This is a genomic window from Treponema berlinense (assembly GCF_900167025.1).
Classification (GTDB): domain Bacteria; phylum Spirochaetota; class Spirochaetia; order Treponematales; family Treponemataceae; genus Treponema_D; species Treponema_D berlinense.
The window spans coordinates 57,248-83,199 of sequence record NZ_FUXC01000004.1; the positions used below are offsets into that span (position 1 = coordinate 57,248).

Below are 25,952 nucleotides of genomic sequence, written 5' to 3' on the forward strand. Positions count from 1 at the left end.
AATATAACGGCGCAACCAATCGCCGCGGCAATTACACTTTTGTTGGAAAAAACTGCTTTTATTACCTGAAAAAGTTCATTCATATAAAAATTATCGGAAACCAGCGTAAATTTTTCAATACGAAAAAACAAAACTTTTTTTGCAGATTAAAAACTGCTGGCATTGACCAAAAAATCTCTCACCGCTAGAATTTCAGCCATGATTGGAATTGTTGACTATAATGCAGGAAATATAAAAAGTGTCGAACGCGCGCTTTTGTCTTTGAACGCAAATTTTATTCTCTCAAAAAAACCGTCCGAACTCGAAAATTGTGAACGGCTTATTGTTCCAGGAGTTGGCGAAGCAAAATACGCAATGGAACAATTTAAGAAAACCGGTTTTGATTCATTTTTAAAAGACTGGGCAAAATCAAAAAAGCCAATGCTCGGAATCTGTCTTGGAAGTCAGATTGTTTTTGAACATTCGGAAGAAGGCGATGTTGATTGTCTTGGACTTTTAAAAGGCGAAATTAAACTTTTTAACACGGTCTGGAAAGAAGAAGGAAAAAATCCGGGATTAAAAGTTCCGCAGATTGGCTGGAACGATTTGAATTTTGCAAACGGCGGTTCAAAACTTCTGGAAGGCGTTCCTGAACACTCGGACTTTTATTTTGTTCACTCGTATTTAATCCAGCCGGAGGACAAAACTATTGTAAAAGCCTGGGTCGATTACGGGACACAGGTTCCAGCCTGCGTAGAAAGCGAAAATATTACGGTTTTTCAGTGCCATCCGGAAAAGTCGGGAAAATGCGGACTTCAGGTTCTGAAAAATTTTATTAACGGTTAGGCAAAAATTTTTAGGCAAAAATCCGCTAAAGCAAAAAATACATCCGAATCTAAAAAAGGTCAGAAAGTATGTTAAAAAAAAGAATTATTGTTTGTCTTGATGTAAAAGACGGCCGGACGACAAAAGGCGTAAAATTTCAGAACAATGTTGATATTGGCGATCCTGTCGAAATGGCAAAAAAATACTACGAGCAGGGAGTTGATGAACTTGTTTTTTACGACATTATGGCAAGCGCGCGTGGCAGAGGTCCAATTCTAGATCTTATAAGCCGCGTTGCAGAGCAGGTTTTTATTCCCTTTTGCGTTGGAGGAGGAATCGGTTCGATAGAAGACATCCGCTCGACAATTCTTGCCGGGGCAGAAAAAGTAAGTTTGAACAGCCAGGCTGTAAAAAATCCGGAACTTATTAGTCAGGGTGCGCGAATTTTCGGAAACCAGTGCATTGTTCTTGGAATGGATGCGGCAAAAGACGAGACCTGTCCGAGCGGTTACAGGGTTTTTATAAACGGCGGACGGACAAAAACCGATCTTGATGCGCGAGAATGGGCAATAAAAGCCGTAAAACTTGGAGCCGGAGAAATCGTGCTAAATTCGATTGATGCAGACGGAATGAAAAACGGCTACGAAATAAACCTTACAAAAATGATTGCGGAAAGTGTCGGTGTCCCTGTAATCGCTTCAGGCGGCGGCGGAACTCCAGAACATCTGGCGAATGTACTAAAAGAAGGAAAAGCCGATGCAGCCCTCATTGCGAGCATGGTTCACAGCATGGGCTACACAGTCGGCGGAATAAAAGCCGATCTGAACAAAATGGGCGTTCCTGTAAGAATGTAAGATTTCAAGAGAAAGAAAAAAAATGCAGGCGCCCGAACTATAAAAATTGCTTTTAACAAAATTCGGGCGTATAAGCATATAACGTATACTAAAAAAAATAATCCCGAAACTGCCGCGGAATTTGTTTTTTGGCCGCAAAATGTTTCGGGATTTTTATTTGCCCTGTCTTTTTACAGGAAACTTTTTAAAAGCATTTTTTAGAACACTTCTGCCTTTTTGTTTGATTTTTTATAAGCACTGGCACCGTTTCTTTGGGTTGAAGTGTGAACGCGTGTGCGTCCGTGCTCGCTTTTAAAACCGTCATTTGCCCGGCGGCTTCGTCCTTGACCGCGTCTTTCTCCGTCTTTTTTAGCTACATCATAACGATTTGAGCCAAAACCACGTCGTCCGCGTCCTTCAAAACGGTCTGCATTGTCACGTCCGCCTCTGCGGCGTCTTCCTCCAAAATTATCATCTTCTTTTGAATCGAGGTGCATATGTGGCAAGTTTGTGCGGCTCTTTGAAAGTTCAAGAGCACGAAGCGCATTTCCTGTCGGCAGACTCAAAAGAGAGAAATTCTGACTTACGTCGATTCTGTCAACCATTCGTCCAGGAATATTCAATAAATCGCTAAAATATTCGGCGATTGAGCGGGCGTTAAAGCCATCCCTTTTTCCGAGCTGAACATAAATACGCTTCTGGTTTGGATTAGAGGCAAAACTTCCGCCTTTCTGGCTCTGAACTTTTCCATAATGGCTTTCGTCGAGAGACTTTCCGTAATTAACCTGCAAAACAGCGGCAAGAACTTCTACTGCATTCTGGTTTGCGCACAAATCTTCTGCCATTTTTTTGTACAATTCTTCAACTTTTTTAAGCTGAGGAACAAATTCTTCTTTTGCTTCGCCCGGTTCGCCATTTTCGTTAGAAATCTGGCCGATTTGAGAAGAAGGCTCTTCGCTTTCCAATGTTTTTTCGGATTCAACATCTGCCGGCAAAGCAACAACTTCGTCGTTTTCAAACTGTTTTTCTTTCGGTTCCGGCACAAATTCTTTTTTTGCCTTTAAACCGATTTTTTCTTTCAGTTCTTCAAGAATCCGGCTTCGTTTTACTTCGAGAACATTTTCGATTGAAGGAACCTGCTCTTCTTTCATTTCGCCTTTTGCCGCAGCGCGAATTCGCTTTCTTAAAAATTCAAGCTTGCGTCTTTCTTCCGGGCGAACAAAGGTAACTGCAATTCCAGAAGTTCCGGCACGTCCTGTTCGTCCAATTCTATGAACATAAGTTGCGGCGTCAAACGGAAGAGAATAGTTTACAACGTGGCTCAATCCTGAAATATCGATTCCTCTGGCGGCCACATCGGTTGCAACCAAAATACGCGTTTTTTTATTTCTAAATCTTGCAAGAATTTTTTCACGCTGTCCCTGAGGAACATCGCCATGCAAAGCAGCCGCCTCATAACCTCTTTCGTCGAGCATCCGGCTCACCATGTCGGCATCGTTTTTTGTCATTGTAAAAACAAGTCCGTAAAAATCAGGCGAAATGTCGATAAGGCGGACAAGAGCTTCAATCTTGTCGCGTTCGCTTACAACCCAATATTTCTGGTCAATCAAAAGAGGCTCTTCTACAAAACCTTCTTCCTGAACAATGTCGTATTCGCCCATAAATTCTTCTGCAATCTGAAGAATCGGTTTTGGCATGGTTGCGCTAAAAAGCAAAATTCGGCTGTCTGGATTTGCCTGTGCAAAAATCGACTTAATGTCATCGACAAAACCCATGTCGAGCATTTCGTCGCCTTCGTCGAGAATAAAATAATCGATTTTGTCGAGTTTTAAAGTTCCTCGCTCAAGATGGTCTTTAATCCTACCAGGAGTTCCAACGACAATTTCTGTTCCGCGTTTTAAATCTTTAATCTGATTTGAATATGAAGCTCCGCCGTATAAAACGGTAACACGCGGAAATTTTCCAGAAGTAAAGCTCTGCATTTCCGTGCAAGTCTGAATCGCAAGTTCGCGGGTCGGTTCAAGCACAAGAGCGCGCACATGGTCGCTTTCTTCGTGAATATTCTGAACAATCGGAAGCCCGAAAGCCGCAGTTTTTCCAGTTCCAGTTCTTGCCTTTGCAATAAGGTTTGTGTCGCCGTTCAGAAGGCGTGGAATTGCCAAAACCTGAATCGGAGAAGGAGTCTTAAAACCTTTTTTTTCGATTGCTTCCAGAATTCTCTGGTCAAGTCCTAAGTCTTCAAAAGAAATTTCTTCTGACTGCTCTTCGTCATTTTCGTTTTCTGAAATTTCCAGATTTTCCGGAATTTTCTGAGTTTTGTCAGCTGAACCGACACCATAATCTGCCGTTTTTTCAGCATCAAAAATTGAGTCTTTCATAAAATGTATCCCAAAGGCGACAAAAAAGCCTCTAAAATACACTAAAAGGCCTAAAAATCGCAGTTAAAATAAAAGTGCCCTCTGCACCTTGAAACCAAATCATAATAGAAAAATATAGAAATTACAAGAAGATACTTGAAAAATCCGCAAACGCTTCTATTTTATTCAAATCAGAAATCTATTTTTTCAAAAAAATTCACTAAAAATCGGTGAATATTGATTTTCAGGACAATATATATAGTATGAACAATTTTAACGAACCAATTGATTTAAGACGGCTGACATTAAAAAATGGACTTTCCTACCCAAACGACAAAGAGCTCATAATGCTTGTCTTAGGCTCAGGAACAAAAAAAATGCCCATCGAATATATGTCGGAAGAAATTTTAAAAGTAATCTGCTCTCACAATCCGGAAAACTGGCTTGAAAAACTGCAATCAATCGAAGGAGTCGGCACAAGCAAGGCTCTTGCAATTCTGGCGGCGCTGGAATTTGGAAAACGCCACAACAGAAATCCACAGGCTGTTGTTAATCAGCCGCAGGACGTAATTCCGTTCATAAAGCACTATGCAATGCAAAAAGCAGAGCACTTTGTAATGGTAACCGTGAACGGCGCAAAAGAAATTCTTACAATTAGAGTTCTGTGCATTGGCGGAAAAAACATGGCAGTTTTAAAGCCTTCTGAAATTTTCGGAGAAGCTGTCAAAGAAAACGCCTCTGGAATTATTCTGACTCACAATCATCCGGGAGGACACGCGGAGCCTTCTGACGACGACATAGAAACGACTAGAAGACTGTCCTTAGGCTGTGAACTTTTAGGGATTCCCCTGCTCGACCACATAATTATAACAAAAAACAGTTACTTTAGTTTTCTTGAACATGGTCTGTTGCCGACCTGTGAATAATCGGGTAAATTATAATAAAGGTCTAGTTAATTTATGTCATTGCAAAGATTTACTGCTTTTTTAGCAATTTTTATAATTTCGGCAGGTGCTTTATTTTCTGACGAAAACGCATCTTCTTCGGGAATTTTTGTCGAAGACAAATCCGTTCAGAAAGGATTTGAATTTGATGAGGCATATTCAACTTATCCGGAATTATTAGAATCTGACAGAAAATCTGCAATCGAAAAAGAAAAAACAAAAATCACGGTAAAATCAAACGTTCCGAATGCAGAAGTCTTTTTGAACGGCAATTTTGAAGGCCACACAAATTTAACGGTAAACGACCTTCCCGCCGGCCGCTACAATCTGCGCGTAAAAAAAACAGGCTATAAACCAAAATTCTACAGGATAAATGTTCCCCAGGGAGAAGAACGCGTTTTTTATGTAGAACTTGAAAAGTACGAAGGAACAGTAAATTTTATTGCAGTTCAACCAGAAACTTTAATTTATGTCGACAACACAAAAATCAGCGGAAACATCGTTAAACTTGAAGAAGGAAGCCACACGGTTTTTGCAAAAAAATTCGGCTACAAGAGCGAATCTTCATCTATCTACGTTCCAAGAAATTCATATCAAATAATCACAATCCGCCTTCAGGAAGCACAGTTTTCGGTTTCAAATTTCAGGGCAAACAAGGAGCGCTTTAATCCGGCGTTAAAAGGTTCTGCAGGTCAGATAAAATTCAATTTTGAAGTTACTTCGTTCGGAAACGGAACCTTAACAATAAAAGATTCTTTGGGAAATTCCGTCATAAGCCGGAACTTGCCTGGCTTTACAACCTGGACTCAAAATGTAATTTGGGACGGAATCGCACAAAACGGAACAAAAATTCAAGACGGAACTTACACTGCAATTCTCGAATCCGGCGAACAAAAATTTTCGGTTGATTTTTCGGCAGACAGCTCGATAAAAATTCCTTCAGCCTCAATTACGGCAAGCGGTTCTGGAATTGGAATTCTTCCGGCAGCCTTTAATTTTCCTGAAAAAACATTCTGTGTCGGCGTAAATGCCGGCATAATTTGCGCCTTTGAAAATAAAAATTTTTATTGCGCGCCGCTTTCAACTTTTTTTGCCTATTCTTTTTCAAAAAATGTCGAACTTTCAGCAAAAGTCGGGTTAAACGCAGGACACGAAGGTTCTTCGCCTTTTATAAATTCAGCCTTAAAATTTACCGCTTCAAAAAAACAGGCTGATTTTGACATGGATTTTGGTTTTTTGATAAGAGCTGGAGGAGCTAAAAACAAACCGTTCGAGCCTTACGGAGCAGACAATGGCTACGGTCTTGGCGGAGGCCTTGTTTTTGGACTGGATTTTAATAATTTTTATGCAGGAATTTCATCAGAATTCACTTTTGCAACTTCCACATTCAACACAAAAAACGACAATTACGATAAAGTATTAAGAAACGGAATATGCTTTCAATTAAAGGGACAGTCAGTTTCGTTTGCAATTTACAGCGCGTTGAATTCTTCTTTTGGAACAACAGCCCTCGAAAACGACAGCAGAAGTTCAAATTCAATCGAATTTTTAAGAGCGGTTGATGTTGGATTCGACTTCCAAATTGCATTAAATTCTCTAAATCTAAATTTGCGCTCAAACGCACAAATTTTTGAGAATCAAACTTATTTAAAAACAGAAGCCGGAATTTCCATGCTTTTATAAAAACTGGAGGCAAAAGATGAAATTATATTCAAAACAGCAGATGATAAAAAACACATTAACTGGAATTCTTGCAGGCGCCATTTGTGCTAGCGCGGCATTTTTTGCAGTTCAAAAAAACTTAAAGTCTGAAAACTCTGAAAAAACAAGCCAGACACAGACCGGGGACGTTCAAAACCAGCAGAATTCCGAAAAAGCAGAATTTGTTGAAGAAGTTTTGCCTCAAAAAAATATTGTAACACCGGCCGCCTCTCCGGTTTCTCAATACACTCAGGACGAAGAGCAGAATATTTTTGTTTACGAAAAATGCAACGAAGCAGTTGTAAACATTACAACGCAGGTTATGGGAATCAACTGGTTTTTAGAGCCTGTCGTTCAAGACGGAGGCTCAGGCTCAGGCTCGATAATCGACGAACGCGGATATGTGGTTACAAACGTGCATGTAATCAGCAAGGCAAACAAAATCAACATCTCGCTCGCTGACGGAACCAGTTATCCAGGAACAGTCATAGGAAAAGATATTGAAAGCGACATTGCGGTTTTAAAATTTGATCCGCCGGAAAATGTAAAGCTTAAGACAATCAATTTTGGAGATTCAAGCACGTTAAAAGTTGGACAGAAAGTTATTGCAATCGGAAACCCTTTTGCCCTTGAACGAACAATGACAACAGGAATAATTTCCGGACTGGGAAGACCGATTCAGGAAAGCGCAAATGTAATTATCAGAAATATGATTCAAACCGATGCCGCAATCAATCCAGGAAATTCTGGAGGACCGCTTTTGGACACAAAAGGAAGAATGGTCGGCATAAACACAATGATAATTTCAAATTCAGGCTCATCTGCCGGAATTGGCTTTGCAGTTCCTGTAAGCACGGCGCAACGCGTTGTAAACGACCTGTTAAAATACGGAAAAGTCCGCCGCGGAACAATCCAAATATCTCCGGTTCAGATGACTTCAAGCATTGCGCAATATGCAGGCTTAAAAATCAATTACGGAATTCTCGTAAGCCAGGTAAAAGAAGGCAGCAGCGCAGAAAAAGCAGGAATTTTGGGCGGAACAAAACCTGTTCAATACGGAAGCCGCTTTAATCCATCTACAATTTACCTTGGCGGCGACATAATCACAGGAATCGACGGAATAAACATTCGCACTTACGCAGATTACACGAGCGCGCTCGAATCCAAAAAACCGAATGACACAGTAACCGTGACAGTTTTCCGCAACGGCAATTTTGAAAAAATCAAACTTGTTCTCGATGGAATTGACACCGATTCAGAATCCAGAGGAACTTCGCTTTAAAATTTAAGGAAAGAGAAAAATGAATTTAATAAAAAAAACTCTCATCCCAGTTGCCATTTTTGCAGCGGCGGCACTTTTGCAAGCAGAGAAAATTTCGTTTCCAGTAAAAAGCCTCATTACAATCGAAGAAAATCCAATAATGATTTCGGCAGACTGGAATGAAAAATGGTTCGGCGAAAAACCGGCTTCTATTTATAACCACAACATTGCGCGTATTGCCGGAATTTTTTCTGCCGTTTCTTACGAAGACAGCGACATCGGGAAAAATTCAAATTTAATTCTTCAATGCTACAAAGCCCTTGGAATTTCAGAAAAACAGATTGAATTTCATTATTCTGTCAACTACGACAATCCGGTCTGGGGAAACGACCAGGCGGCTTTTAGTTTTGCGATAAAACAAATCAACGGCTCAAATTCAAAAAAAAATCTGATTATAATTGTAATCCGCGGAACTCCGCTCAACGCAAACGAATGGATTTCAAACGTTAATATTTCCGACAAAACCGGCAATGAAGCCGAATATCACGAAGGTTTTTTCAAGACCACAAAACTCGTCGAAAACGCGCTGATTGCCTTTCTTTTGCGAAATAAAATCGACATTGACGACAGTTGCTTTTTAATCACAGGACACTCCCGTGGAGCGGCAATTGCAAACCTTCTTTCAGCCCAATTGTGCGATGCTGAACTTTTTGACACAAATTACATCTACACATACACCTTTGCCTCTCCAAACGTTACGACAAACGACAGCGTTTATGACAAAAAATACGACTTTATCTGGAATATTGTAAATGCCGAAGACATTGTTCCGACAGTTCCGCCAAATTACAAAAGCTGGAAATACAAAAAATACGGTCAGACAAAAGTTTTAATAAACAACTGGAATACCGATCCTCAAAAATACGAAGAAGAATATATTCCTGCAATGAACAAATACTTTAAAAAATTCATGCTCCGCGACTACTGTCCGTTTACGACAGGTCCATTTTTGCCGATTCAATGCACTACAATTCTCTCAAAACTGAACAAAAACGTTTACAACTTTTACAACGGAATTACAGCACTTCACGACCGCTCAATTTCTGCTTTCTGGAGAGTTTTTCCCAAAAAAGACGAGACAAAAGTCGAAAATAAAACCGAAGAAAAACCAGTTTCAAGGACAGAAAAACAGGGTGCAATTTTTGCAGCGGCAACCCGGTGGTGCTATAAAAATTTCGATGTTGATATAAATTATTTAATCAACTGCTTTGCCGATATGCACGCAATGGAAACTTACCTTTCGTGGATTATGTCGGTTGATGCGGAAAATGTTTATTCATCTGTCGGAACTGACATTCTTCTCTTAAAAGGCGCCGGCGACTATGCAGTTTTTGACTGCGACGGAAAAGTCGTAGCAACAATTTTAGACGGGAAAGTTAATTTTTCAAAAGTAGAGCTTCCGTTGGCGGCAAATTCCCTTCTTCAAGGACAGGTTGCTCTCGGACTTCCAGTAAACCGAAAGTTCAAAATTGCGGTAAGCAAAGAAAGCATTATTCCTACAATGTTAAAAGTTTCCGTCCAGCATTATTCTGCCGCCGGAGTTTTTATTGACGAATCCGAAGAAACAATTCTATATCCATACAACTCAAAAATTTACAGCTGCCATTCAGAAACTCTAACTCCAGCCTTTACAAAAATTGATTTTGAAAAAATCGGCAATCCAGAAGCCAATATAATCCGCAAAAAAGGAAATCTAAAAAATATTTCAAAATTCAGGGTGCTGGGAGAATTTTCTACTTCAACAAGCGGTTCATTCAACGCAGGAATCCATGCCGGTTCAACAAAAATCTACGGCTCGCTGCTTTTAGGACACAATGCCGCAAAAATCGGTCGTTCATTCGAGGCAAGTCCGGGAATTGGACATCAGAGCATTTTAGTAAGCAAAATTCTTCTCGATACAGAAATTTTTGCAAATCTTTTTTATGCCTATTCCGACGACATCGAAGAAAAAGACGACCGCTTCAACGTTGTGCCGAGCGTAAGATTTTCTCTTTCGTTCAAGCCTCGCCACAGAACTCAATTGTTTATGGCGGCAAATTTAGATATGCATATTTCAGAGTTTAACGATGCGGCCTTTGACGACGCATACCGCTTAAAAACAACAGGCCAGGTCTGGACAGGTTCAAAAATGCGGATAGTACCAAACCTGTCTTTTGGAATAAAATTCTAAATGCAAAACAAGAATATAATGATTTTGTGCAAGGTTGTGGACAATTTTGGCGATATTGGAGTTGTCTACAGACTTGCAAAAGCCTTGAGCGACCTCGATTCTTCTCTAAACCTTACAATTGTCTGTTCAAATTTGGAAAGTTTTGCTTCAATGGCAAAAAAAATTGAGCCCGACAAAAAATCTCAATTTTTCGACTACAAAAACACAAGATGGCAAATTTTAGACTGGAACCAGAGCGAAGATTTTACATTCAGTTCAAAGCCTTTTCCAATTATTCTCGAATGTTTTCAGTGCGGACGGCCAGAGTGGCTTGAAAAAATTCTTTTTGACAAGAATGCAAAAGAAATTTTCCATATTTTTAATATCGAATACTTAACGGCAGAAGAATATGCCGACGACTTTCATCTTTTAAAATGCTATACGCGAAGTCCAAACGTAAAAAAAATGTTTTTTATGCCGGGCTTTACAAAAAAAACGGCAGGACTTTTAATCGACAGCCAGTTTTTAAAAACCTTAAAAGAATCAAAGACTCTTCCAAAAAACAAAAATGAATTTTGCGTTACAATTTTTTCTTACGAACGCGAATTTGTTCAGATTTTTAACTCTCTAAACCGCATACAGGAAGCTCAGAGACAAAAAAATCCGGACTTTTGCGTAAAAGTTCTTGCGGCCGCAGGAAAAAGCCTGCCTTTTGCAAAAAAAGCCTGGGAGCAGACCGGAAAAAAATTGAATTTCGTCCAACTGCCTTTTTTAACGCAGGAAGAATGGGATAAAATTCTCTGCACAAGCGACTTTAACTTTGTCCGTGGCGAAGAAAGCCTTGCAAGGGCCTGTCTTTCCGGCAAACCATTTTTCTGGCATGCATACGTTCAGGACGAAAATTACCAGCTCGTAAAGGTTAATGCCCTTTTAGAAAAAATACTGCCCTTTGTTTGCGGCAAAAACTTAAAAAACGAGCTTTCATCGCTTTGGAACGAATACAACACTCCAGGCGCAGAATTAAACGAAAGCGAACTTTATGACTTTCTTCAAAAATCAGCACAAGGCGAGTTAACGGCTTATTTTGAAAACTTTTCTGAAAATCTTTTTCAAAACGGCAACCTTGCAAAAAACCTGCTCAACTTTCTTGAAACCTTGCAGTAGTTGAAAAAAAGTCCAATAAGCACTAATATTATAGAATAAACGTTTATTTTTTTGAGGTAACATATTATGTTAATGACAAACGAAATCAGAGTCGGAACAGCTTTTATGTATGAAGGCAGCCCTCTTATTGTTCAGAAACTTCTCGGACAGAAAGGCGGACGCCAGGGCATGGTTACAAACCTCCGCGTTCAGAATATCGTAACAGGTTCAACAATGCAGCTTGGTCTTGATGCCGGTGAAAAATTTGAGGAAGTTGACCTTGTTAAAAAAACTGTAAAACTTTCTTACATCGATGGCAACGAATATCACTTTATGGATCAGGAAACTTACGATGACATCATGCTGGACAAAGATTATCTTGGCGACAATGCCGGCTACATCTCTCCAGATGACGACTACGAAGTTTCTGTCACTTACTACAACGACAAACCAGTTGGCGTTGTTCTCCCGGTAAACGTAACACGCACAATCACATACTGCGAACCAGGTGTAAAAGGCGATACTTCTGGAAAATCAACAAAACCTGCAACTCTCGACACAGGAATGGAAGTAAAAGTTCCTTTGTTCTGTAACACAGACGACCGCATCGTAATCGATACACGCGACGGTTCATTCGTAGAACGCGCAAAGGACTAATTTCTTAACAGTTGCGTAAACAAAAATCCCCGAAAAAAGTCATTTAGCTTAATTCGGGGATTTTTTATTTTTAAATTTTAATTTGGGGTCATTTTTTGCTGCGCAAAAAACCGGGCTATTCGTGGCTACGGCGTCTTACGCGCCTCCGGTGCTGCGCACCCGCTCCGCCGCCACTACTATCCCTTGCCCGAAAATGGCGATTATTAGAACGTGTATTTTGCTCCCAACTGAACAAAACCGTTGTTATGCCAGCCTTCAAATTCAGTTTTTTCGCTCTTGTAGCTTGCCATGTACATTCCTTTTGCACAGAACTCAAGTCCGTCAGAAACATACCATGTGATTTTTGGCATTACAATCAGATCATAATGCTGGAAACCGTAAACAGCGCTTACTTCTGGCTTAACTTTTCCATGATTCCAGCTGTCAGAAATATTTACGACAACTTTATTGTCATTTTCAAAAGTTCCGCTTTCTGTATCAAGCACTCCTAAATCGTTGATCTTGTCGTGGTTAAGAATGTATTTTCCCTGAAACTGAACGTTCATGTTAAGTTCGCTTAAAGGCAAGTCGCGGTCAAAACCAAATACCCAGCCTACTGAATTATTATGAACCTTCGGATCGTCTCCAGCTGTGTCCTTTGTCAAATTGTATGCACCTTCTGCGCGGAAGTTGTATGCGCCGAAAGTTTTTGCCGCTTCAAGACCGAATACCTGTAAAAAGTCGTAGTCAATAAATTTGTCGTCGTCATCCGCACTTCCCTTTGAAAGATAAGTGCTCACAAAAGAGTCGATTTTTGAGTTATCAAACGAAGCGCGCTTATCACGTCCTACATAATAGCTCAATCCCCAGTCAAGAGAGCCTGTTGTAGTTGTAAAACGGGCACCTGCCTGCATATATTTGAGTTGTTTTGTGTCAGGATAAAGATTGTCTGCAAGAGAAGATGAGTTGCTGAGCATTGCTGTGTAAAGAGACTGCGCATTTACCGCTTTATTTTTTGCCGCTAATTTTTGCTCATCTGTTGATGCAGATGCCATTATGCTAGCCAATTCTGCATTTGCCGTTCCAGCATTGACTCCTTGTACTACAATCGCAGTTCCAGCTTTATTAGTCAACTCGCTTTTCAAACCTGCAACCTGAGCCGGAACCCATCTTCCAGAAGCGGCATAGCGGTCTGCTGTCATTGTTGGGGTCCAAACCAGTTCAAATCTGCTCGAAGAAAAAGGGCCAACGTCTTTTGGAACATTGTAAAGCACACGAATCATCGGTTCTGCAATTCTTCTGTCGATGTAGTCAGGAATTATAAAATCCGTGTAGTCGTTTGCGTTAAAATTGTCTATAGCATGCAGCTTGTCGCCTTTTCCCCAGACAACCTTCATTTTTCCTGCCTGAACAACAAAATTTCCGAGATAAGATTCAAGTGTAAGCTCGTCAATTACATCTTCCCTGTAATTTTCAAGAACGTCCTTGCTGAATGCGAATTTTGCTTCTGCAGAAACTGCCGAATTTGAATATTTTAAATTGATTTTTCCTTTTGGAGTTGTGTCGGTTTTCCACTCGTCAACAGGAAGTCCGTATTCATTCTCATCATCAAAATAAGCGCGAAAATCAATCTGCGCTTCTCCGTTTACTTCAAGGGCACCGCCGGCAAAAGAAGCGGACGAATCACCAAAATCTCCGCCAAAGTCGCTTCCAAAATCATCGCCAAAATCAAAATCATCAGCAAAGGCAAAACCTGCTGTAAAAAGTGCGGCTGTAAAAAGCCCGATAAATTTTATTTTTTTCATAAACTATTCCTATAAATAAAAAACTCCGCCACAACAGAACTAAACAAACCGCTGCAACGGAGTTAAATCAATTATTTTGCTGTATTCAAATAGTTCTGTGTAAATACATTGTCCGGAATCGGCTTATCAAGAATGATATTGTAACCGTTCGGGCTCTTTGGATTTTTCTGGGCTGCAATTCTTGTCGAATGTCCAGATTTTACGTTTTTAAGGGTTGTCGAAGTTGTAATCGTATATCCCTGGATATTTTCGAGAGAATCAACCGTCAAAACTTTCAAAAGGCTTCCGTCTTTTTTGTCGTACATTTCTGCATAAACAGGAACGTTTGTTTTTTTGTCAATCCACTGAATGCGGTACTGGTACTGAGCTTTTGCAACAGTTGCTGCTGTTGGAGTTGATTTAATTTTCCAGCAGTCATAACCGTTTTTGTTTTCTTCTGCCAAAAGTTCATGAGTATCATCGTCAAGCTCGCGTGTAGACATATCGTCGTAGCTTGCGTCAGTTCCAGTAAAAGACTTGCTTCCTTCAGAAGAATTTACACGGCGAGTAGTTTTGAGAGAAGGCATATAAATCCACTTGTCGTCGTCCTTGCCTTTGTTTTCCATCTGCAAGAATTTAATTCCCTGATTTGACTTGTTGTTGCTGACTTTAAAGTTCATTACAACGTCAGAAGTGTCTGTTTTTTCGTTGTGGCGTCCAAGCTCGTCAATAATACGATGTTCCTCGATATTGCCGGCTTTGTTGATAAGATCCATTTCGATAATCGAATGGTTATATGCAGGTTTTTTAATGTTCAATGCCGCATCAACAATTGAACGCGCATCCTGAGCAAAAGCCACAGTCGAAACCATAGCAACAGCCAAAGCCAAAATTGATTTTTTAAAACTCTTTTTCATAGACTACTCCCATAAAAAGTCAAGATTAAAACTTCAGTTTTAAAATTGACTTTTTAAGTTGTTTCGCAACAAAGTGAGAAACAACAGATTATAAGAAAGTTTGCAACGCAAACTTGTTAAAGATAAAAACAGACGTCATTTTCGGCTGTTTTTATCTTACACTCCTTACTGCATTCTTGCAGATTAGTTTTTATTTTTTTTCTTCAGGTTTTTCAATCAAATCTTCGGTAGCACCCAAATCTTCTGTCGGCTCAACTTTTGGTCGAGAGAATTTCGGGTCAAAGTTTGTCAAGAATCCAGGAAGAATTGTCATTGCAAGCATTGAACTTGTAAACATTACGATTGCGACCAAAATTCCAATGTAGCGCAAAACCATAAATCTTGAAAGGCACAAAACCAAAAATCCAAGACCAACGGCAACGGCATTCGTCAAAATTCCAGTTCCGCTCGATTTAAATGTGCGTCTTGCAGCGGCATGAACATCGCTTGTCTTTGCGCGCTCCATTCTGTAAGTTTCAAGGAAGTGAATCGTATAGTCAATTCCAATTCCGACCGCAACAGAAGCAATAATCGAAGTAACAAGGTCAAGGCTAATTCCCAAAGTTCCCATCGTCCAGTAGTTAAGCAAGATTGTAAGGGAAAGAGGAATTGCGCCCAAAAGTCCTGCCAAAATAGAACGGAACGAAATTGCAATAACAACAAATACGCTCAAAAGCGAGATTATCAAACTCTGAATCTGGCTTGAGAAAACCATTTCTGTCATTACAGTTTCAAGCTCTCCCTTTCCAGTAAACGAAATTGTGTAGCCTTCAGGGAAGTGGTTTTTAGCATAAGAATTACATTCGCGGATTACTTTTTCAATATCGCTGCTTGAATTAGAACGTGAAACAAGCTGAACACGAAGACGGTTCGGGTTCAAAACGTTTTCGTTCTGAGGGTCATTTGCCCAGCGTCCCAAAGTTTCCTTGTCAGAAAGCATAGAAAGGAAGTTTCCAACAATATTTTTGAGGGCTGCATGCTGTTTATAACCATATTTTGCTTCATCAAAAGGAATTTCATAATAATCAGTTCCCTTGTAATTCAATTTTCTCTCAAGAACCTTTACAACATCGTCAAGAGAAGCATTTTTTCCACCGGCCTCAGCATAAGCCGAAGACAAAAGCTTAAATCCTTCATCAACTGTAAGAGTGCTGTTGAGTTTTTTTACATATTCAACGTTCGGATCAACATAGCCAGGAAGCATTTCGTCTTCGTCAGAAGAATCCTCTGCTTCGCCAAAATCTCCGAAGTCGCCAAAATCACCAAAGTCAGAACCTGAATCAAATCCAAAATCATCAGAACCAAAATCATCAGAATAGCCAGAACTTGAAGAAACAGCAACCGCCTCTGCACTTGGAGCGTGAAGAACCTGGTTCATTCGCTTGATTAAAGTCGGGAACGAAACTATTTTTCCGATATATGGGAATTTGCTCTGAATATTTTCCTGCAGACCGTCAACCGCCTCAAGAATATCAGGATCTTTCATAGAACCTTCAACAAGCGCAAAATGACGTCCATCAGATTTTTTGATGATGTTTCCGTTTACATCGAGGAATTTTCCGTCCTTGTTCATAACAGGAATTCCGTTTTCGTCAAGGAAGTTTCCGTTTTCGTCAGTAACTTTTGGACCGTCAACCAGCATAAAAATCAAGTTTGTTCCGGCAAATCTGTCGTCAACGTAATCAATATCCTGACGCAACTGAGAATCTGGCGGGAAGTAGTTAATCATTGAAGACTCGATTTTTACCTTGCGCACACCAAAAACAGAAACCACAACAAGGAAAATCATAAACACAAACATTCTCGGACGCGAACCACAGAAGAAAAGGAAGATGTTGTACAAAGTGTCTTTGCGTTCATTTCCGCGCTTAATAATGTGCTTTTTTGCCCTTTTTGAGAGTTTCATAATGAGCTTTGATTTCTGGCCGATTCTCTTTACAGGCTTTATCATCAAAACTGCTGGAATAAATGTTTCTGCAAAAATCCATGAAAGCGCGATTCCAACGGCGGTAAAGATAGAGAAACTGTGAAGAGGTCCCATAGGACTCAAAATCAAAGAAATAAATCCGATTACAGTTGTAATTGCAGCAAGGAAAACCGCAGTGCTACAGCTGGCAACGCCTTTCAAAATAATATCTTTGTGACTTTCTTTTGTAATTTCAACGCCTTGAGCTTTTGCTTCGTCAAGAGCAATATAGTAATGCGTCATGACGTGAATTCCGTACGCGGAACCACAGGCAATCAATGCAACAGGAATTACGCTCGAAACAATCGTGAATGTAAATCCAAAAACAGCCATAAGTCCACAAGTGCAGGCAGTTGCAAGCAAAACCGTAACGAGAGGCAAAAGAGTTCCGTCCAAAGTTTTCAGGCTGGCAAACAAAGTCAAAAGAACGACAATCGAAACAAGAGGAATCAAGTTCGTCAAATCCGAAGTCATGTAATCCATAAAGTTTTCAGAAACAACTGGATCACCAAAGAAAATAACCTTAAGATTTGTGCCTTTTGTATATTTGAGGGCAATCTCTTTTACTTTAGCGAGTGTTTCGGCTTCAAGGTCAGATTCAGATATCTGAGTTTTTGTAGCTTCGTTTATAGTTTCTGTAAGAAAAGCAAGTTCTTCTTCAGACAAACCTTCAATAGAAGAAAGTTTGCCGGCCTTCTGAGCCTTTTTAAACTCCTCAAAAGTCTTAATTCCGGCATTTGCAAGAGCATCAATCTGAGAAGCAGACAAAGAACTCAAATATGCAATTTCGCCAGGGTGATTGTTTGTAACAAGCGTAATCTGCATCTGAGCCGCTTTATTGTCGTCCGAAATAATCGAACGCGTATACATTTCGTCCCAGTCAGTAAGATTCTGCTTAAGCTCATTTACCTGAGCCTGAGTCAAAAGAGGAAGGTATCCGTTTTCGTCGCGCTCTGCATTGATAATATTTCCAGCAGTAAGGGCACCGTCAACATCCTCAATAAAGTCAATTTTTGTAAGGGAATCAATTCTATCAACCCAAGGAAGGTTTTCTACATCCGTAGAAATATGGTCGATAATCTGCAAATTTTCCGGAGTAATAATTGTTCCCTTGTCAGTTTCAAGAGAAACTCCGATTACAACAGTGCTTCCAAACCGATCTTCCGAATCAATCAAACGCTGATAAGACTCATGTTTTTGAGGAAAATACAATCTGGTCGAGTTGTCCATCTTAATATCTTTAAGCTGGAATGCAAGCAGACCTGTAACAAGAAAAGTTGTTACAATAATAAGCCATGGATGCTTAAATAAGCGATTCATTTAATAAATCCTCCTTCTGTAAAACACACAAAATTTCAGCACATTTTTTAATTATGCCAACTTTTTGTTTATAAGTTTAAGAAATTAAACGCATAAACAAAATATAATCTCTTTAATTTCAAACGTCAATAAAATAGTTTTTTTTTAGCATTTTTTAACATCGAATAAAAAAAAATTATTTTTTCGGAAATTTTCAATAATAGCTAAACTTTATGATAACAGCGTTCCCAAAAAATCACAATTTTTTGTTTTCTTTCCGCTTTTCTTCCGCTTTTCTTCCGCTTTCTTCGATTTCTTTTATAAAAATCAATCATAAAACAGTTTTTTACGTTCAAAAAAAACACAAAAACTTGACAATTCGTCAAAGCGTTTATAAACTTAACCGATTAAACAAATAAACCAATAGAGGCACACATTTTGGTAGAACCCAACGAAACAGAATTTAAACAAAAAATCAGCATTATCCGCGACCAGTTTGAAGTCTGCACACCTTACCTGACAACGTTAAGCGACCCTGTACGCCAAAAAATTCTCCTTATCCTTGCAGAATCCGGCACAGACGGCATGGACGTTCAAGACATAACTGCAAAAATCAGCCTTTCACGCCCGGCAATTTCGCACCACCTGAAAATTCTAAAAGACGCGGGCATGATAATCAGCCACAAAAAAGGCACTCAGGTTTACTATTTTATTTATATCTACAAAGCGCTCGACAAAATTATGAATTTGGTAAACACAGTTATAAATCTCGTAAAAAACATCGACATGGAATCCATAAAAGAAAAAGCTCCATGGATGCTGAATTCACCTTCAAATTAAAATCATAAAATTTGGGGCCATGGGGCTTATAAAAGCCCCACCGGGTCTTCCGTACTTCCGCGTCGCAGCGCTCCATTCCAAAAAGGAAAACCTTTTTGGAACGCCTTCGGCGGTACTCCACCCCCTTGTCCGTCCGTTTTAACAGACAGCCAAATTAAAAACTACCACAAAAGTTCGGCTTCAAAAGAAGTTCCGCTTTCGGTTTTTCCAACCAGAATAATTTTCTTTGCTTCCTTGTCAATTTTTCCAAAAACCTGCACTTTTTGTCCAAGCATTGCCTCTTTAGCAAAATTTATTCTGACATCTTTAAATTCAATTCCCTGAAATTCAGCCGGCAAAGAATCGACCGCAAAAGCCGCATACCGCGAATTGTTTGTGTGTCCGTTTGCATCCAAATCCGTATATTTTATAAAACGTTCGTCCAAAAGCACCGCGTCTTCAGGAAGCTGGATTTTTCCATAAGGAAGGCAGTCGTGCTCTGTTTTTTTCAAGGTTGGTGTACGCAATCCCATTTCATCAAACTTTTTAATCGGCAAAATACGGCGATTATTCAAATCAACCAAAAGCCAGGCTGTTATTCCGCTAACAAGTTTTTCTCCGTCCAGAGTTTCAATTTCGACAGCGCGCACAAACTGCAAGGCTTCGCTTTTTTCTTCCCAAGTGCGCACAACAATACGCTGGTTTTCTTTCGGAAATTTATGAATTCTAAACGAATCTCTCGAAACAAGAATCGCAATTCCGTTTTTTGCCAGAGTCTCGCGGCTCATTCCGCGTCTTGCAAAATCTTCAACGGCAATATCCGAAGTAAGTTTTAAAAGTTCGTTAAGGCTTAAATTTTTATTTATATTGCACTGGCTAAAAAACACCATTGTTTCCCAGTTAAAAGACAAATCTTCTTTATAATATTGTCTGCTTTCTGTTTCTTGAGGAATTAAATCCGACATTTTTCTATCTCCATTTTTGTAAAACTACAATTTACTATATCAAAATGACAAATCTTATAAAAGTGTCAACAAAAAAACTAATAGCGGCCAGTCCCCCACAACCAGCCGTCATCACGGTTTTCAAAAAACCAAAATTCCTTATTGTGAGTCATAATCGCAAAATTATATGCGCTAAGTTCCGAACCGACAGGAACTGCCATCAATTTTTTAAATCGTCCGGTTTTTAAGATTTTATCAAGATTTTTAACGCCGTAGAGCTTTTCGGCAAGGTTTCTGCCTGTTTCCAAATCGTTAAAACAGTAAAATGTCGAATATAAAACCGTTTTTCCCCAGGGCAATTCAACCTGAACAATTTTATATCCGCTTTTTTGTGCAAAAATTCCAGTCTGGCAAACAAAAAAAATAAAAATAACAAAAACTGCAAACCAAGAATTTTTTTTATTCATTTTATAATTCTAGCACAAAATATTTTTTCACAAAGCAAAAAAAAGACCCGGACAACATCCGGGCCGTAAATAACAAACTAGAGAGATTTTCTGATCTCTTCGTTGTGTTTCTTTTCTCTAAAGTATTCAGGGATAAAGTAAACACCAGCGGCAATTGCAAGAACAGCAATTACTGCCATAAATACAGGAACAACCATATAAGGAGAAAGATCTCCAGTTCCTTTCAAAACAAACATCTGAACAAAAGCCCAGATATGAGCAATTCCAAGAATAAATGCAAATACAGCCTTAGCCATAAAGTTTTTGATAAGGAAAGTAGCCAAAAGGAAAGCGATAAAAGCAACCTGGGCAAAAATAAAAGCGTTTACTTTTGAACCGTAAAGAGCGCCAGCAGGATCCCAAACGTAAGTAAAGAGGGAAATTGTTTTTTCGCCGTACAATGGATATTTTTCCTGTACAGATTTTTCCCAATCTTTAAATTCACCGTATTTAATCTCTGGCGGCCATGAACTTTTATCTTTTCCAGTAATTCCAACAGGAAGCTCAGCCCATGTTTTTCCCATATCTTCTACTTCAGAGTAAAGTTTTGCAGAGTTTGTAAAAGGAACAAACTGAGCAACAATAACTAAAAACAACAATACAAAAGAGATATAGTTGTATTTATTCAAGAATTTCATAAATATCCTCCAACAGATATATTCCAAGACAATGATATATTTTATCTAAACATTTTGTTTTTTTCAAGAGAAACATTAGCTTAATTTAATTATAAAAGCATAATCTTGCGCTTTGTCTCTTTAATCTTTTTCTCCCCATTATTATTTTTTTAAGCTATTTCAAAACTTAAAGAATAGGCTGTATAATCAAGGCATGAGAAAATTCAAGGTAGTTGCTCCTTACGAGCCAAGCGGCGATCAGGGACAGGCAATAGAAAAATTAAGCGAAGGTTTTTTGCGTGGCGACAGGTACCAGACGTTAAAGGGTGTTACTGGTTCTGGAAAAACCTTTACCATGGCAAAAATAATCGAAAAAGTTCAGCGTCCGACTCTCATCATCTCGCACAACAAGACGCTTTCTGCCCAGCTTTACCGAGAATTCAAATCTTTCTTTCCAGAAAATGCAGTCGAATATTTTGTTTCTTATTACGATTATTACCAGCCAGAAGCATACGTTCCTGCACGGGATTTGTATATAGAAAAAGATGCCGACGTAAACAAAGAAATTGACCAGCTTCGCCTAAAAGCTACATATTCCCTTATGGAAAGGCGCGATGTGATTGTTGTAGCTACAGTCAGCTGCATTTACGGTCTTGGTATGCCTGACCTCTACAAAGAAATGCGTGTTCATATCGAAAAAGGTGAAATTTTTGATACGAGAAAATTTGAACGGCAGATGACTTCAATTCAATACCAGCGAAACGATATGGTTTTAGAACGCGGAAATTTTCGTGTCAGAGGCGATGTAATCGAAGTTTTTCCGCCATATATGGAAACCGACACCGCATACAGAATCGAACTTGATTTTGACGAAATTTCTTCAATAAAGCGTTTTAATGTTCTCACCCGCGAAATCGAAGAAGAATTGGACGAAATGCAATTTTATCCGTCAAAGCACTTCGTAGTACCGCAGGATGCGCTTTTTAAGGCTACAGACAGGATTCTCGAAGAAATGGCTGAACAGGTCAAAAAATTCCAGATTGAACAAAAACCTCTCGAGGCAGAAAGGATAAAAAGCAGGACAACATACGACGTAGAAATGATGAAAGAAATGGGCTACTGTTCTGGAATTGAAAATTACTCAGGCCCGATTTCCGGCAGAAAACGAGGCGAACCGCCGGCAACTCTCCTGCATTATTTTCCAGACGACTTTTTGTGTCTGATTGACGAAGCCCACGTTACAGTTCCGCAAATTGGAGCTATGTACGAAGGCGACAGAAGCCGAAAACAAAATCTTATAGACTTCGGGTTCCGCCTGCCTTCTGCCCTCGACAACCGCCCTCTAAAATTTGACGAGTTTGAAAAAAAACTGAATCAAGTCATTTACGTAACCGCAACTCCGCGCAAAGAAGAAATAAAACAGTCAACCCAAGTTGTAGAACAGTTGATCCGCCCAACTGGACTTTTGGATCCAATAATCGAAGTCCGCCCGAGCGAAGGTCAAATGGAAGACATTTACAACGAAGTAAAAAAACGCATTGAAAAACACGAGCGGAGCCTTATTCTTACGCTGACAAAAAAAATGGCAGAGGATTTGACGGACTATCTTCTTGGACTGAATTTAAAAGTAAAATATATTCACTCGGAAATCGACACTTTTGAGCGTGTTGAAATTCTAAAAAGCCTTAGATTGGGCGAAATCGACGTTTTAATCGGTATCAATCTTCTGCGCGAAGGAATCGACCTTCCAGAAGTAAGTTTTATCGCAATTCTCGACGCAGACAAAATCGGCTTCCTGCGCTCGACAACATCTTTAATCCAGATTGTAGGGCGCGCAGCCCGCAACGAAAACGGAATGGTCGTAATGTACGCAGATGCAATCACGCCGGCTATAAAAGAAACCGTAGAAGAAACAAAACGCCGCCGTGCAATCCAGCAAAAATATAACGAAGAGCACGGAATTACGCCTCACACCGTAAGCAAGGCTGTTCAAGACATACTCGTGCGTCAACAAAAAGATGCCGAAGAAAACGAAAAAATGCAGCTCGAAGTTCTAAAAAAGAACGCAAACCTGTTCGACCCGAAACAGCGCAAAAAACTGATCGAAGCCCTGAAAAAAGAAATGAGCGATTGTGCCGACCGGCTTGAATACGAACAGGCAGCCGCAATCCGCGATCAAATACAGGAAATCGAGGCAACTTACGGCAAAAAATAGAACTTAACAAAAACGTGCGCAGCCGGCATTCAAATTTGGGCTTGGCTGGCGCACACAAAAGTTCTCTGGACATAAAAAAAAACCGGCCCACGAAGAACCGGTTATTCAGAAAGATTCAATAATTATTCAGCTTTTGGTGCACCAGCATTTGCAGGAACAACATTGATTTTCTTTGTTACAAAACCACTGCGAAGACAGCGAGTGCAAACGTTCAAAGTACGTGTTGTACCAGCGATTTCTGTCTTTACTTTAAGGAGATTTGGTCTCCAAGTGCGGCGTGTGTGGTTGTATGATTTAGAAACTTTGTTACCTGTCATTGAACCTTTCAAGCAAACATCACAAACTCTTGACATAATATATACCTACCTCAAAATCAATTCAACGTGAGTTTCATTATTTTAAGAAATTCTTCCGCTTATGTCAATTCAAAATACTAATTTTATGCCAAATTTATGCGTTAATTTGTCCAAAAATCAGTTTTTTTGTATCGATTCCGAAGCGCATTAGTTTCTCTTACAAAAAGACAAAACTCTCACTTACAATCCAGTTCAAGACCGTCAAACGCAGGACTGACAGTTCCGCCATTTTCAACAATTTTTTGCAGATTAGTAAATTCCGGCAGTTTTTTATCAATATAATCCTGAATTTCTCCGTGCAAAAAGTCGTGGGAAAGATGAGTAAACCAGGTATGCACAGCTCCAATTTTATCTGCATAAAAAAGCGCCTGATCAAAATTATTGTGCGAAGAATGTTTATCTGCACGAAGAGCGTCGATTACAAGATGATCAAGGATTCCGTCTGAGCAGGCATTTTTTACCCGGTTTAAGGAATTTTCGCTTATAAAATTGCAGTCGGTCAGATAAGCAATTGAATGTTTTTTTCCATTTAGTTTTTTAGAAAAAATCCAGCCTGTCGTTTTTATGCAGCCATGCTCCATCGGAACAGGAACAACGCAAAGTTCTCCAAGTTCAAGCGGATTTTTTTCGCTGTACGAATCAACATCTATTATGTTTAGTTTTGGAGTTCCGCCGCCTTTTTCATGAGTCATAAAAATATAATGAAAATTTGTCTTAACGCATTTTTCAGAATCTGAACTCATGTACATTGCAAGGCCTTTTCCGGCAGTTTCTGGAAATTTTTTGGAAAGTCTTTCATCGCAGTTCATTGCGCTGGAGTTTTTGTGGCTAAAAATTCTTAAATCGTCAATTCCGTGAATATGGTCTGCGTGAGGATGTGTAAGGAAAACCGCATCAAGTTTGCAAAGATTTATACGGAGAGCCTGTTCCCGAAAATCCGGGCCGACATCAATAAGAAAATTTCTGTCGCCTGAGACATCTTTTATAGAAAGAAGCGCGCTCGCTCTGAGCCGATTGTCTTTTTTGTCGCCAGACTTACAAACTTTGCAATTACAGGCAATTACAGGCACGCCATGGCTTGTTCCTGATCCCAAAACCGTCAGTTTCATATAAAAAGATTTTAGTTAAAACAAGGTTTTCTGTCAAAACACTACATCTAGCGTAAATTATTGACCACAGCCGCCTTGAAGTGCTAGTATTAGTGTACATCAATCACATTTTTATGGGAGAATAAAATGCCTTATTCAGAACCAACCAACCTGGGTGTAATCGCATGTCCAGGCGGTGCTGCATTTGCGGACGAAGTAATCACTCACCTTCGTCACATGTACAAACATCGTTTTACATTAAAAAACGACGTAATTTCTAAACGATATACTTTAGACAAAGACAAACTGATTAAGGACATCAACTTTCGCAACGACATGGTAACTTCTGACCTTGTTGTACGCGGAGCAATCGACAAATACCGTGCGCCAGACTTTAAAATCAACACTGCTTTTACCTGGTTTGCAAACGGTGAAATCAAAGCAGAATTGATGGATTCTGTCCGTGGAAAAGATATCTACATTTTTCAGGATGCAGAAAACCACCAGCCAATCGAAATGAACGGCGGAAAGAACGTTGTTACATTCTCTGTAAACGACCACGTAATGACCCTTCTCGTAACAATCGATGCTGTCCAGCAGGCTGGAGCAAAATCAATCACTCTTGTACTTCCGGCATTTCCTTACAGCCGCCAGCACAAAAAGAAGGGCCGCGAAGGTCTTACAGCAGCGCTTCTCTGCCACATCTACGAAATGCGTGGAGTTGACCGCGTAATTACTCTCGACATTCACTCTCGCGAAATTGTAAACGCATTCAATACAACACATCTCGAAAACCTCCATGCTTCTTATCAGGTTATCCGCGAACTTACAAAAGTTGTAAACCTTTCTGGTCCAGACAAAGAAGATTTAGTTGTAGTAAGTCCTGACACAGGCGCAATCGACCGCAACAAATTCTATGCGACAGGCTTAAAAGTTCCACTCGCAATGATTTACAAAGAGCGCGATTATTCTGTCGTAACGCAGAATGCAAAACAGACAAACATTAAAAGCGTTAAACTTCTTGGCGACGTTAAAGGAAAAGTTGCCTTCCTTGCAGACGATATGCTCGGAACAGGTGGAACACTCCTTAAAGCAATGCAGTTCTTGCAGGAACAGGGCGCAACAAAGGTAATCGCCGCAATTTCGCTTCCGTTCTTTACAGGAAATGCAATTGAACTGTTCGACGAAGCTTATAAAAACGGCCAGTTCTACCGCATAATCGGAACAAATGCCGTTTACCATCCGGAATTAAAAGAAAAAGAATGGTTTATAAGCACCAATGTTTCTGGTCTTTTTGCGAATGTAATTACAAGAATTCATCACAACCAGAGCTTGAGCGATCTTCTGGACAACAGAACGATTATCGACAAGCTGATTAAAAAGTCTGACGATACTGAAGAAACCCAGGCATAAATAAAAAAATTATTAAAAACTGTCTGACAGGCAATGTCCTTTTCAGGCAGTTTTTTTTTGCAAAAATGGCAAATCTCCACAAATTGTTGTAAAATAAAAAT

At 39.7% G+C, this 25,952-nt stretch carries 20 protein-coding genes; 11 read left to right on the forward strand and 9 right to left on the reverse strand.

Features of this window, described 5'->3' with window-relative positions:
• Positions 1-198: 198 nt before the first annotated feature.
• Positions 199-825 (forward strand): imidazole glycerol phosphate synthase subunit HisH, encoded by a 627-nt coding sequence (hisH, locus tag B5D47_RS04665; protein ID WP_078930671.1) that lies wholly within the window; start codon positions 199-201, stop codon positions 823-825.
• A gap of 68 nt (positions 826-893) precedes the next feature.
• Positions 894-1,658 (forward strand): imidazole glycerol phosphate synthase subunit HisF, encoded by a 765-nt coding sequence (hisF, locus tag B5D47_RS04670; protein WP_078930672.1) that lies wholly within the window; start codon positions 894-896, stop codon positions 1,656-1,658.
• Between the two features lie 197 nt (positions 1,659-1,855).
• Here the strand turns inward: hisF and B5D47_RS04675 are convergent, their stop codons facing one another.
• On the reverse strand, positions 1,856-4,015 hold the full coding sequence (locus tag B5D47_RS04675; RefSeq protein WP_078930673.1) for a DEAD/DEAH box helicase: 2,160 nt from the start codon (positions 4,013-4,015) through the stop codon (positions 1,856-1,858).
• Between the two features lie 242 nt (positions 4,016-4,257).
• Here B5D47_RS04675 and B5D47_RS04680 point away from each other — a divergent pair, with 242 nt between their 5' ends.
• The 6 genes from B5D47_RS04680 (at position 4,258) to efp (ending at position 11,909) form a co-directional block, all read left to right on the forward strand.
• Positions 4,258-4,920: a JAB domain-containing protein gene (locus B5D47_RS04680; protein WP_078930674.1), complete on the forward strand. Its 663-nt coding sequence runs from the start codon at positions 4,258-4,260 to the stop codon at positions 4,918-4,920.
• Positions 4,921-4,953: 33 nt separating this feature from the next.
• Positions 4,954-6,621 carry a PEGA domain-containing protein gene (locus tag B5D47_RS04685; RefSeq protein ID WP_078930675.1) on the forward strand — a complete coding sequence of 556 codons (1,668 nt, stop codon included), beginning with the start codon at positions 4,954-4,956 and terminating at the stop codon, positions 6,619-6,621.
• Positions 6,622-6,637: 16 nt separating this feature from the next.
• Positions 6,638-7,921 carry a S1C family serine protease gene (locus B5D47_RS04690; RefSeq protein ID WP_078930676.1) on the forward strand — a complete coding sequence of 428 codons (1,284 nt, stop codon included), beginning with the start codon at positions 6,638-6,640 and terminating at the stop codon, positions 7,919-7,921.
• Between the two features lie 19 nt (positions 7,922-7,940).
• The gene (locus tag B5D47_RS04695) at positions 7,941-10,130 is read left to right on the forward strand and encodes a lipase family protein (protein WP_078930677.1); all 2,190 of its coding nucleotides are present in this window, start codon (positions 7,941-7,943) and stop codon (positions 10,128-10,130) included.
• The gene (gene earP, locus B5D47_RS04700) at positions 10,131-11,273 is read left to right on the forward strand and encodes an elongation factor P maturation arginine rhamnosyltransferase EarP (RefSeq protein ID WP_078930678.1); all 1,143 of its coding nucleotides are present in this window, start codon (positions 10,131-10,133) and stop codon (positions 11,271-11,273) included.
• A 66-nt stretch (positions 11,274-11,339) separates the two neighbouring features.
• Complete coding sequence (gene efp / locus B5D47_RS04705) at positions 11,340-11,909, forward strand: elongation factor P (RefSeq protein ID WP_078930679.1); 570 nt, start codon at positions 11,340-11,342, stop codon at positions 11,907-11,909.
• Between the two features lie 203 nt (positions 11,910-12,112).
• Here efp and B5D47_RS04710 read toward each other — a convergent pair whose 3' ends face one another.
• The 3 genes from B5D47_RS04710 to B5D47_RS04720 form a co-directional block, all read right to left on the reverse strand.
• Positions 12,113-13,693, reverse strand: a complete 1,581-nt coding sequence (locus B5D47_RS04710) for a hypothetical protein (protein WP_078930680.1) — start codon at positions 13,691-13,693, stop codon at positions 12,113-12,115.
• Between the two features lie 71 nt (positions 13,694-13,764).
• Positions 13,765-14,589, reverse strand: a complete 825-nt coding sequence (locus B5D47_RS04715) for an outer membrane lipoprotein-sorting protein (protein ID WP_078930681.1) — start codon at positions 14,587-14,589, stop codon at positions 13,765-13,767.
• 190 nt (positions 14,590-14,779) lie between these two features.
• Entirely contained in the window at positions 14,780-17,914 is a 3,135-nt protein-coding gene (locus B5D47_RS04720; RefSeq protein ID WP_078930682.1) for an efflux RND transporter permease subunit, read from the reverse strand.
• A gap of 417 nt (positions 17,915-18,331) precedes the next feature.
• Here B5D47_RS04720 and B5D47_RS04730 point away from each other — a divergent pair, with 417 nt between their 5' ends.
• Complete coding sequence (locus B5D47_RS04730) at positions 18,332-18,733, forward strand: ArsR/SmtB family transcription factor (protein ID WP_200806548.1); 402 nt, start codon at positions 18,332-18,334, stop codon at positions 18,731-18,733.
• Between the two features lie 161 nt (positions 18,734-18,894).
• Here the strand turns inward: B5D47_RS04730 and B5D47_RS04735 are convergent, their stop codons facing one another.
• The 3 genes from B5D47_RS04735 to B5D47_RS04745 form a co-directional block, all read right to left on the reverse strand.
• Positions 18,895-19,677 (reverse strand): acyl-[acyl-carrier-protein] thioesterase, encoded by a 783-nt coding sequence (locus B5D47_RS04735; RefSeq protein ID WP_078930684.1) that lies wholly within the window; start codon positions 19,675-19,677, stop codon positions 18,895-18,897.
• A gap of 77 nt (positions 19,678-19,754) precedes the next feature.
• A complete protein-coding gene (locus B5D47_RS04740) occupies positions 19,755-20,123 on the reverse strand; it encodes a hypothetical protein (RefSeq protein ID WP_078930685.1) in 369 nt (122 codons plus the stop codon).
• Positions 20,124-20,200: 77 nt separating this feature from the next.
• Positions 20,201-20,800, reverse strand: a complete 600-nt coding sequence (locus tag B5D47_RS04745) for a hypothetical protein (protein ID WP_078930686.1) — start codon at positions 20,798-20,800, stop codon at positions 20,201-20,203.
• 193 nt (positions 20,801-20,993) lie between these two features.
• Here B5D47_RS04745 and uvrB point away from each other — a divergent pair, with 193 nt between their 5' ends.
• The gene (uvrB, locus tag B5D47_RS04750; RefSeq protein ID WP_078930687.1) at positions 20,994-22,994 is read left to right on the forward strand and encodes an excinuclease ABC subunit UvrB; all 2,001 of its coding nucleotides are present in this window, start codon (positions 20,994-20,996) and stop codon (positions 22,992-22,994) included.
• 122 nt (positions 22,995-23,116) lie between these two features.
• On the opposite strand, the gene rpmB is transcribed toward uvrB, so the two are convergent.
• Both rpmB and B5D47_RS04760 read right to left on the reverse strand, forming a co-directional pair.
• Positions 23,117-23,347 (reverse strand): 50S ribosomal protein L28, encoded by a 231-nt coding sequence (rpmB, locus tag B5D47_RS04755; protein ID WP_078930688.1) that lies wholly within the window; start codon positions 23,345-23,347, stop codon positions 23,117-23,119.
• 179 nt (positions 23,348-23,526) lie between these two features.
• Positions 23,527-24,459 carry an MBL fold metallo-hydrolase gene (locus B5D47_RS04760; protein ID WP_078930689.1) on the reverse strand — a complete coding sequence of 311 codons (933 nt, stop codon included), beginning with the start codon at positions 24,457-24,459 and terminating at the stop codon, positions 23,527-23,529.
• A 126-nt stretch (positions 24,460-24,585) separates the two neighbouring features.
• Here B5D47_RS04760 and prs point away from each other — a divergent pair, with 126 nt between their 5' ends.
• On the forward strand, positions 24,586-25,851 hold the full coding sequence (prs, locus tag B5D47_RS04765) for a ribose-phosphate diphosphokinase (protein ID WP_078930690.1): 1,266 nt from the start codon (positions 24,586-24,588) through the stop codon (positions 25,849-25,851).
• Positions 25,852-25,952 lie beyond the last annotated feature (101 nt).

What these genes read in the sequence shown, in the direction of transcription:
- B5D47_RS04720 (WP_078930682.1), bottom strand. Translation starts at nt 17,914, where the DNA reads ATGAATCGCTTATTTAAGCATCCATGGCTTATTATTGTAACAACTTTT.
- B5D47_RS04695 (WP_078930677.1), top strand. Translation starts at nt 7,941, where the DNA reads ATGAATTTAATAAAAAAAACTCTCATCCCAGTTGCCATTTTTGCAGCG.
- hisH (WP_078930671.1), top strand. Translation starts at nt 199, where the DNA reads ATGATTGGAATTGTTGACTATAATGCAGGAAATATAAAAAGTGTCGAA.
- B5D47_RS04715 (WP_078930681.1), bottom strand. Translation starts at nt 14,589, where the DNA reads ATGAAAAAGAGTTTTAAAAAATCAATTTTGGCTTTGGCTGTTGCTATG.
- rpmB (WP_078930688.1), bottom strand. Translation starts at nt 23,347, where the DNA reads ATGTCAAGAGTTTGTGATGTTTGCTTGAAAGGTTCAATGACAGGTAAC.
- B5D47_RS04680 (WP_078930674.1), top strand. Translation starts at nt 4,258, where the DNA reads ATGAACAATTTTAACGAACCAATTGATTTAAGACGGCTGACATTAAAA.
- uvrB (WP_078930687.1), top strand. Translation starts at nt 20,994, where the DNA reads ATGAGAAAATTCAAGGTAGTTGCTCCTTACGAGCCAAGCGGCGATCAG.
- efp (WP_078930679.1), top strand. Translation starts at nt 11,340, where the DNA reads ATGTTAATGACAAACGAAATCAGAGTCGGAACAGCTTTTATGTATGAA.
- B5D47_RS04685 (WP_078930675.1), top strand. Translation starts at nt 4,954, where the DNA reads ATGTCATTGCAAAGATTTACTGCTTTTTTAGCAATTTTTATAATTTCG.
- B5D47_RS04735 (WP_078930684.1), bottom strand. Translation starts at nt 19,677, where the DNA reads ATGTCGGATTTAATTCCTCAAGAAACAGAAAGCAGACAATATTATAAA.
- earP (WP_078930678.1), top strand. Translation starts at nt 10,131, where the DNA reads ATGCAAAACAAGAATATAATGATTTTGTGCAAGGTTGTGGACAATTTT.
- prs (WP_078930690.1), top strand. Translation starts at nt 24,586, where the DNA reads ATGCCTTATTCAGAACCAACCAACCTGGGTGTAATCGCATGTCCAGGC.
- B5D47_RS04710 (WP_078930680.1), bottom strand. Translation starts at nt 13,693, where the DNA reads ATGAAAAAAATAAAATTTATCGGGCTTTTTACAGCCGCACTTTTTACA.
- B5D47_RS04760 (WP_078930689.1), bottom strand. Translation starts at nt 24,459, where the DNA reads ATGAAACTGACGGTTTTGGGATCAGGAACAAGCCATGGCGTGCCTGTA.
- B5D47_RS04690 (WP_078930676.1), top strand. Translation starts at nt 6,638, where the DNA reads ATGAAATTATATTCAAAACAGCAGATGATAAAAAACACATTAACTGGA.
- B5D47_RS04740 (WP_078930685.1), bottom strand. Translation starts at nt 20,123, where the DNA reads ATGAATAAAAAAAATTCTTGGTTTGCAGTTTTTGTTATTTTTATTTTT.
- B5D47_RS04675 (WP_078930673.1), bottom strand. Translation starts at nt 4,015, where the DNA reads ATGAAAGACTCAATTTTTGATGCTGAAAAAACGGCAGATTATGGTGTC.
- hisF (WP_078930672.1), top strand. Translation starts at nt 894, where the DNA reads ATGTTAAAAAAAAGAATTATTGTTTGTCTTGATGTAAAAGACGGCCGG.
- B5D47_RS04745 (WP_078930686.1), bottom strand. Translation starts at nt 20,800, where the DNA reads ATGAAATTCTTGAATAAATACAACTATATCTCTTTTGTATTGTTGTTT.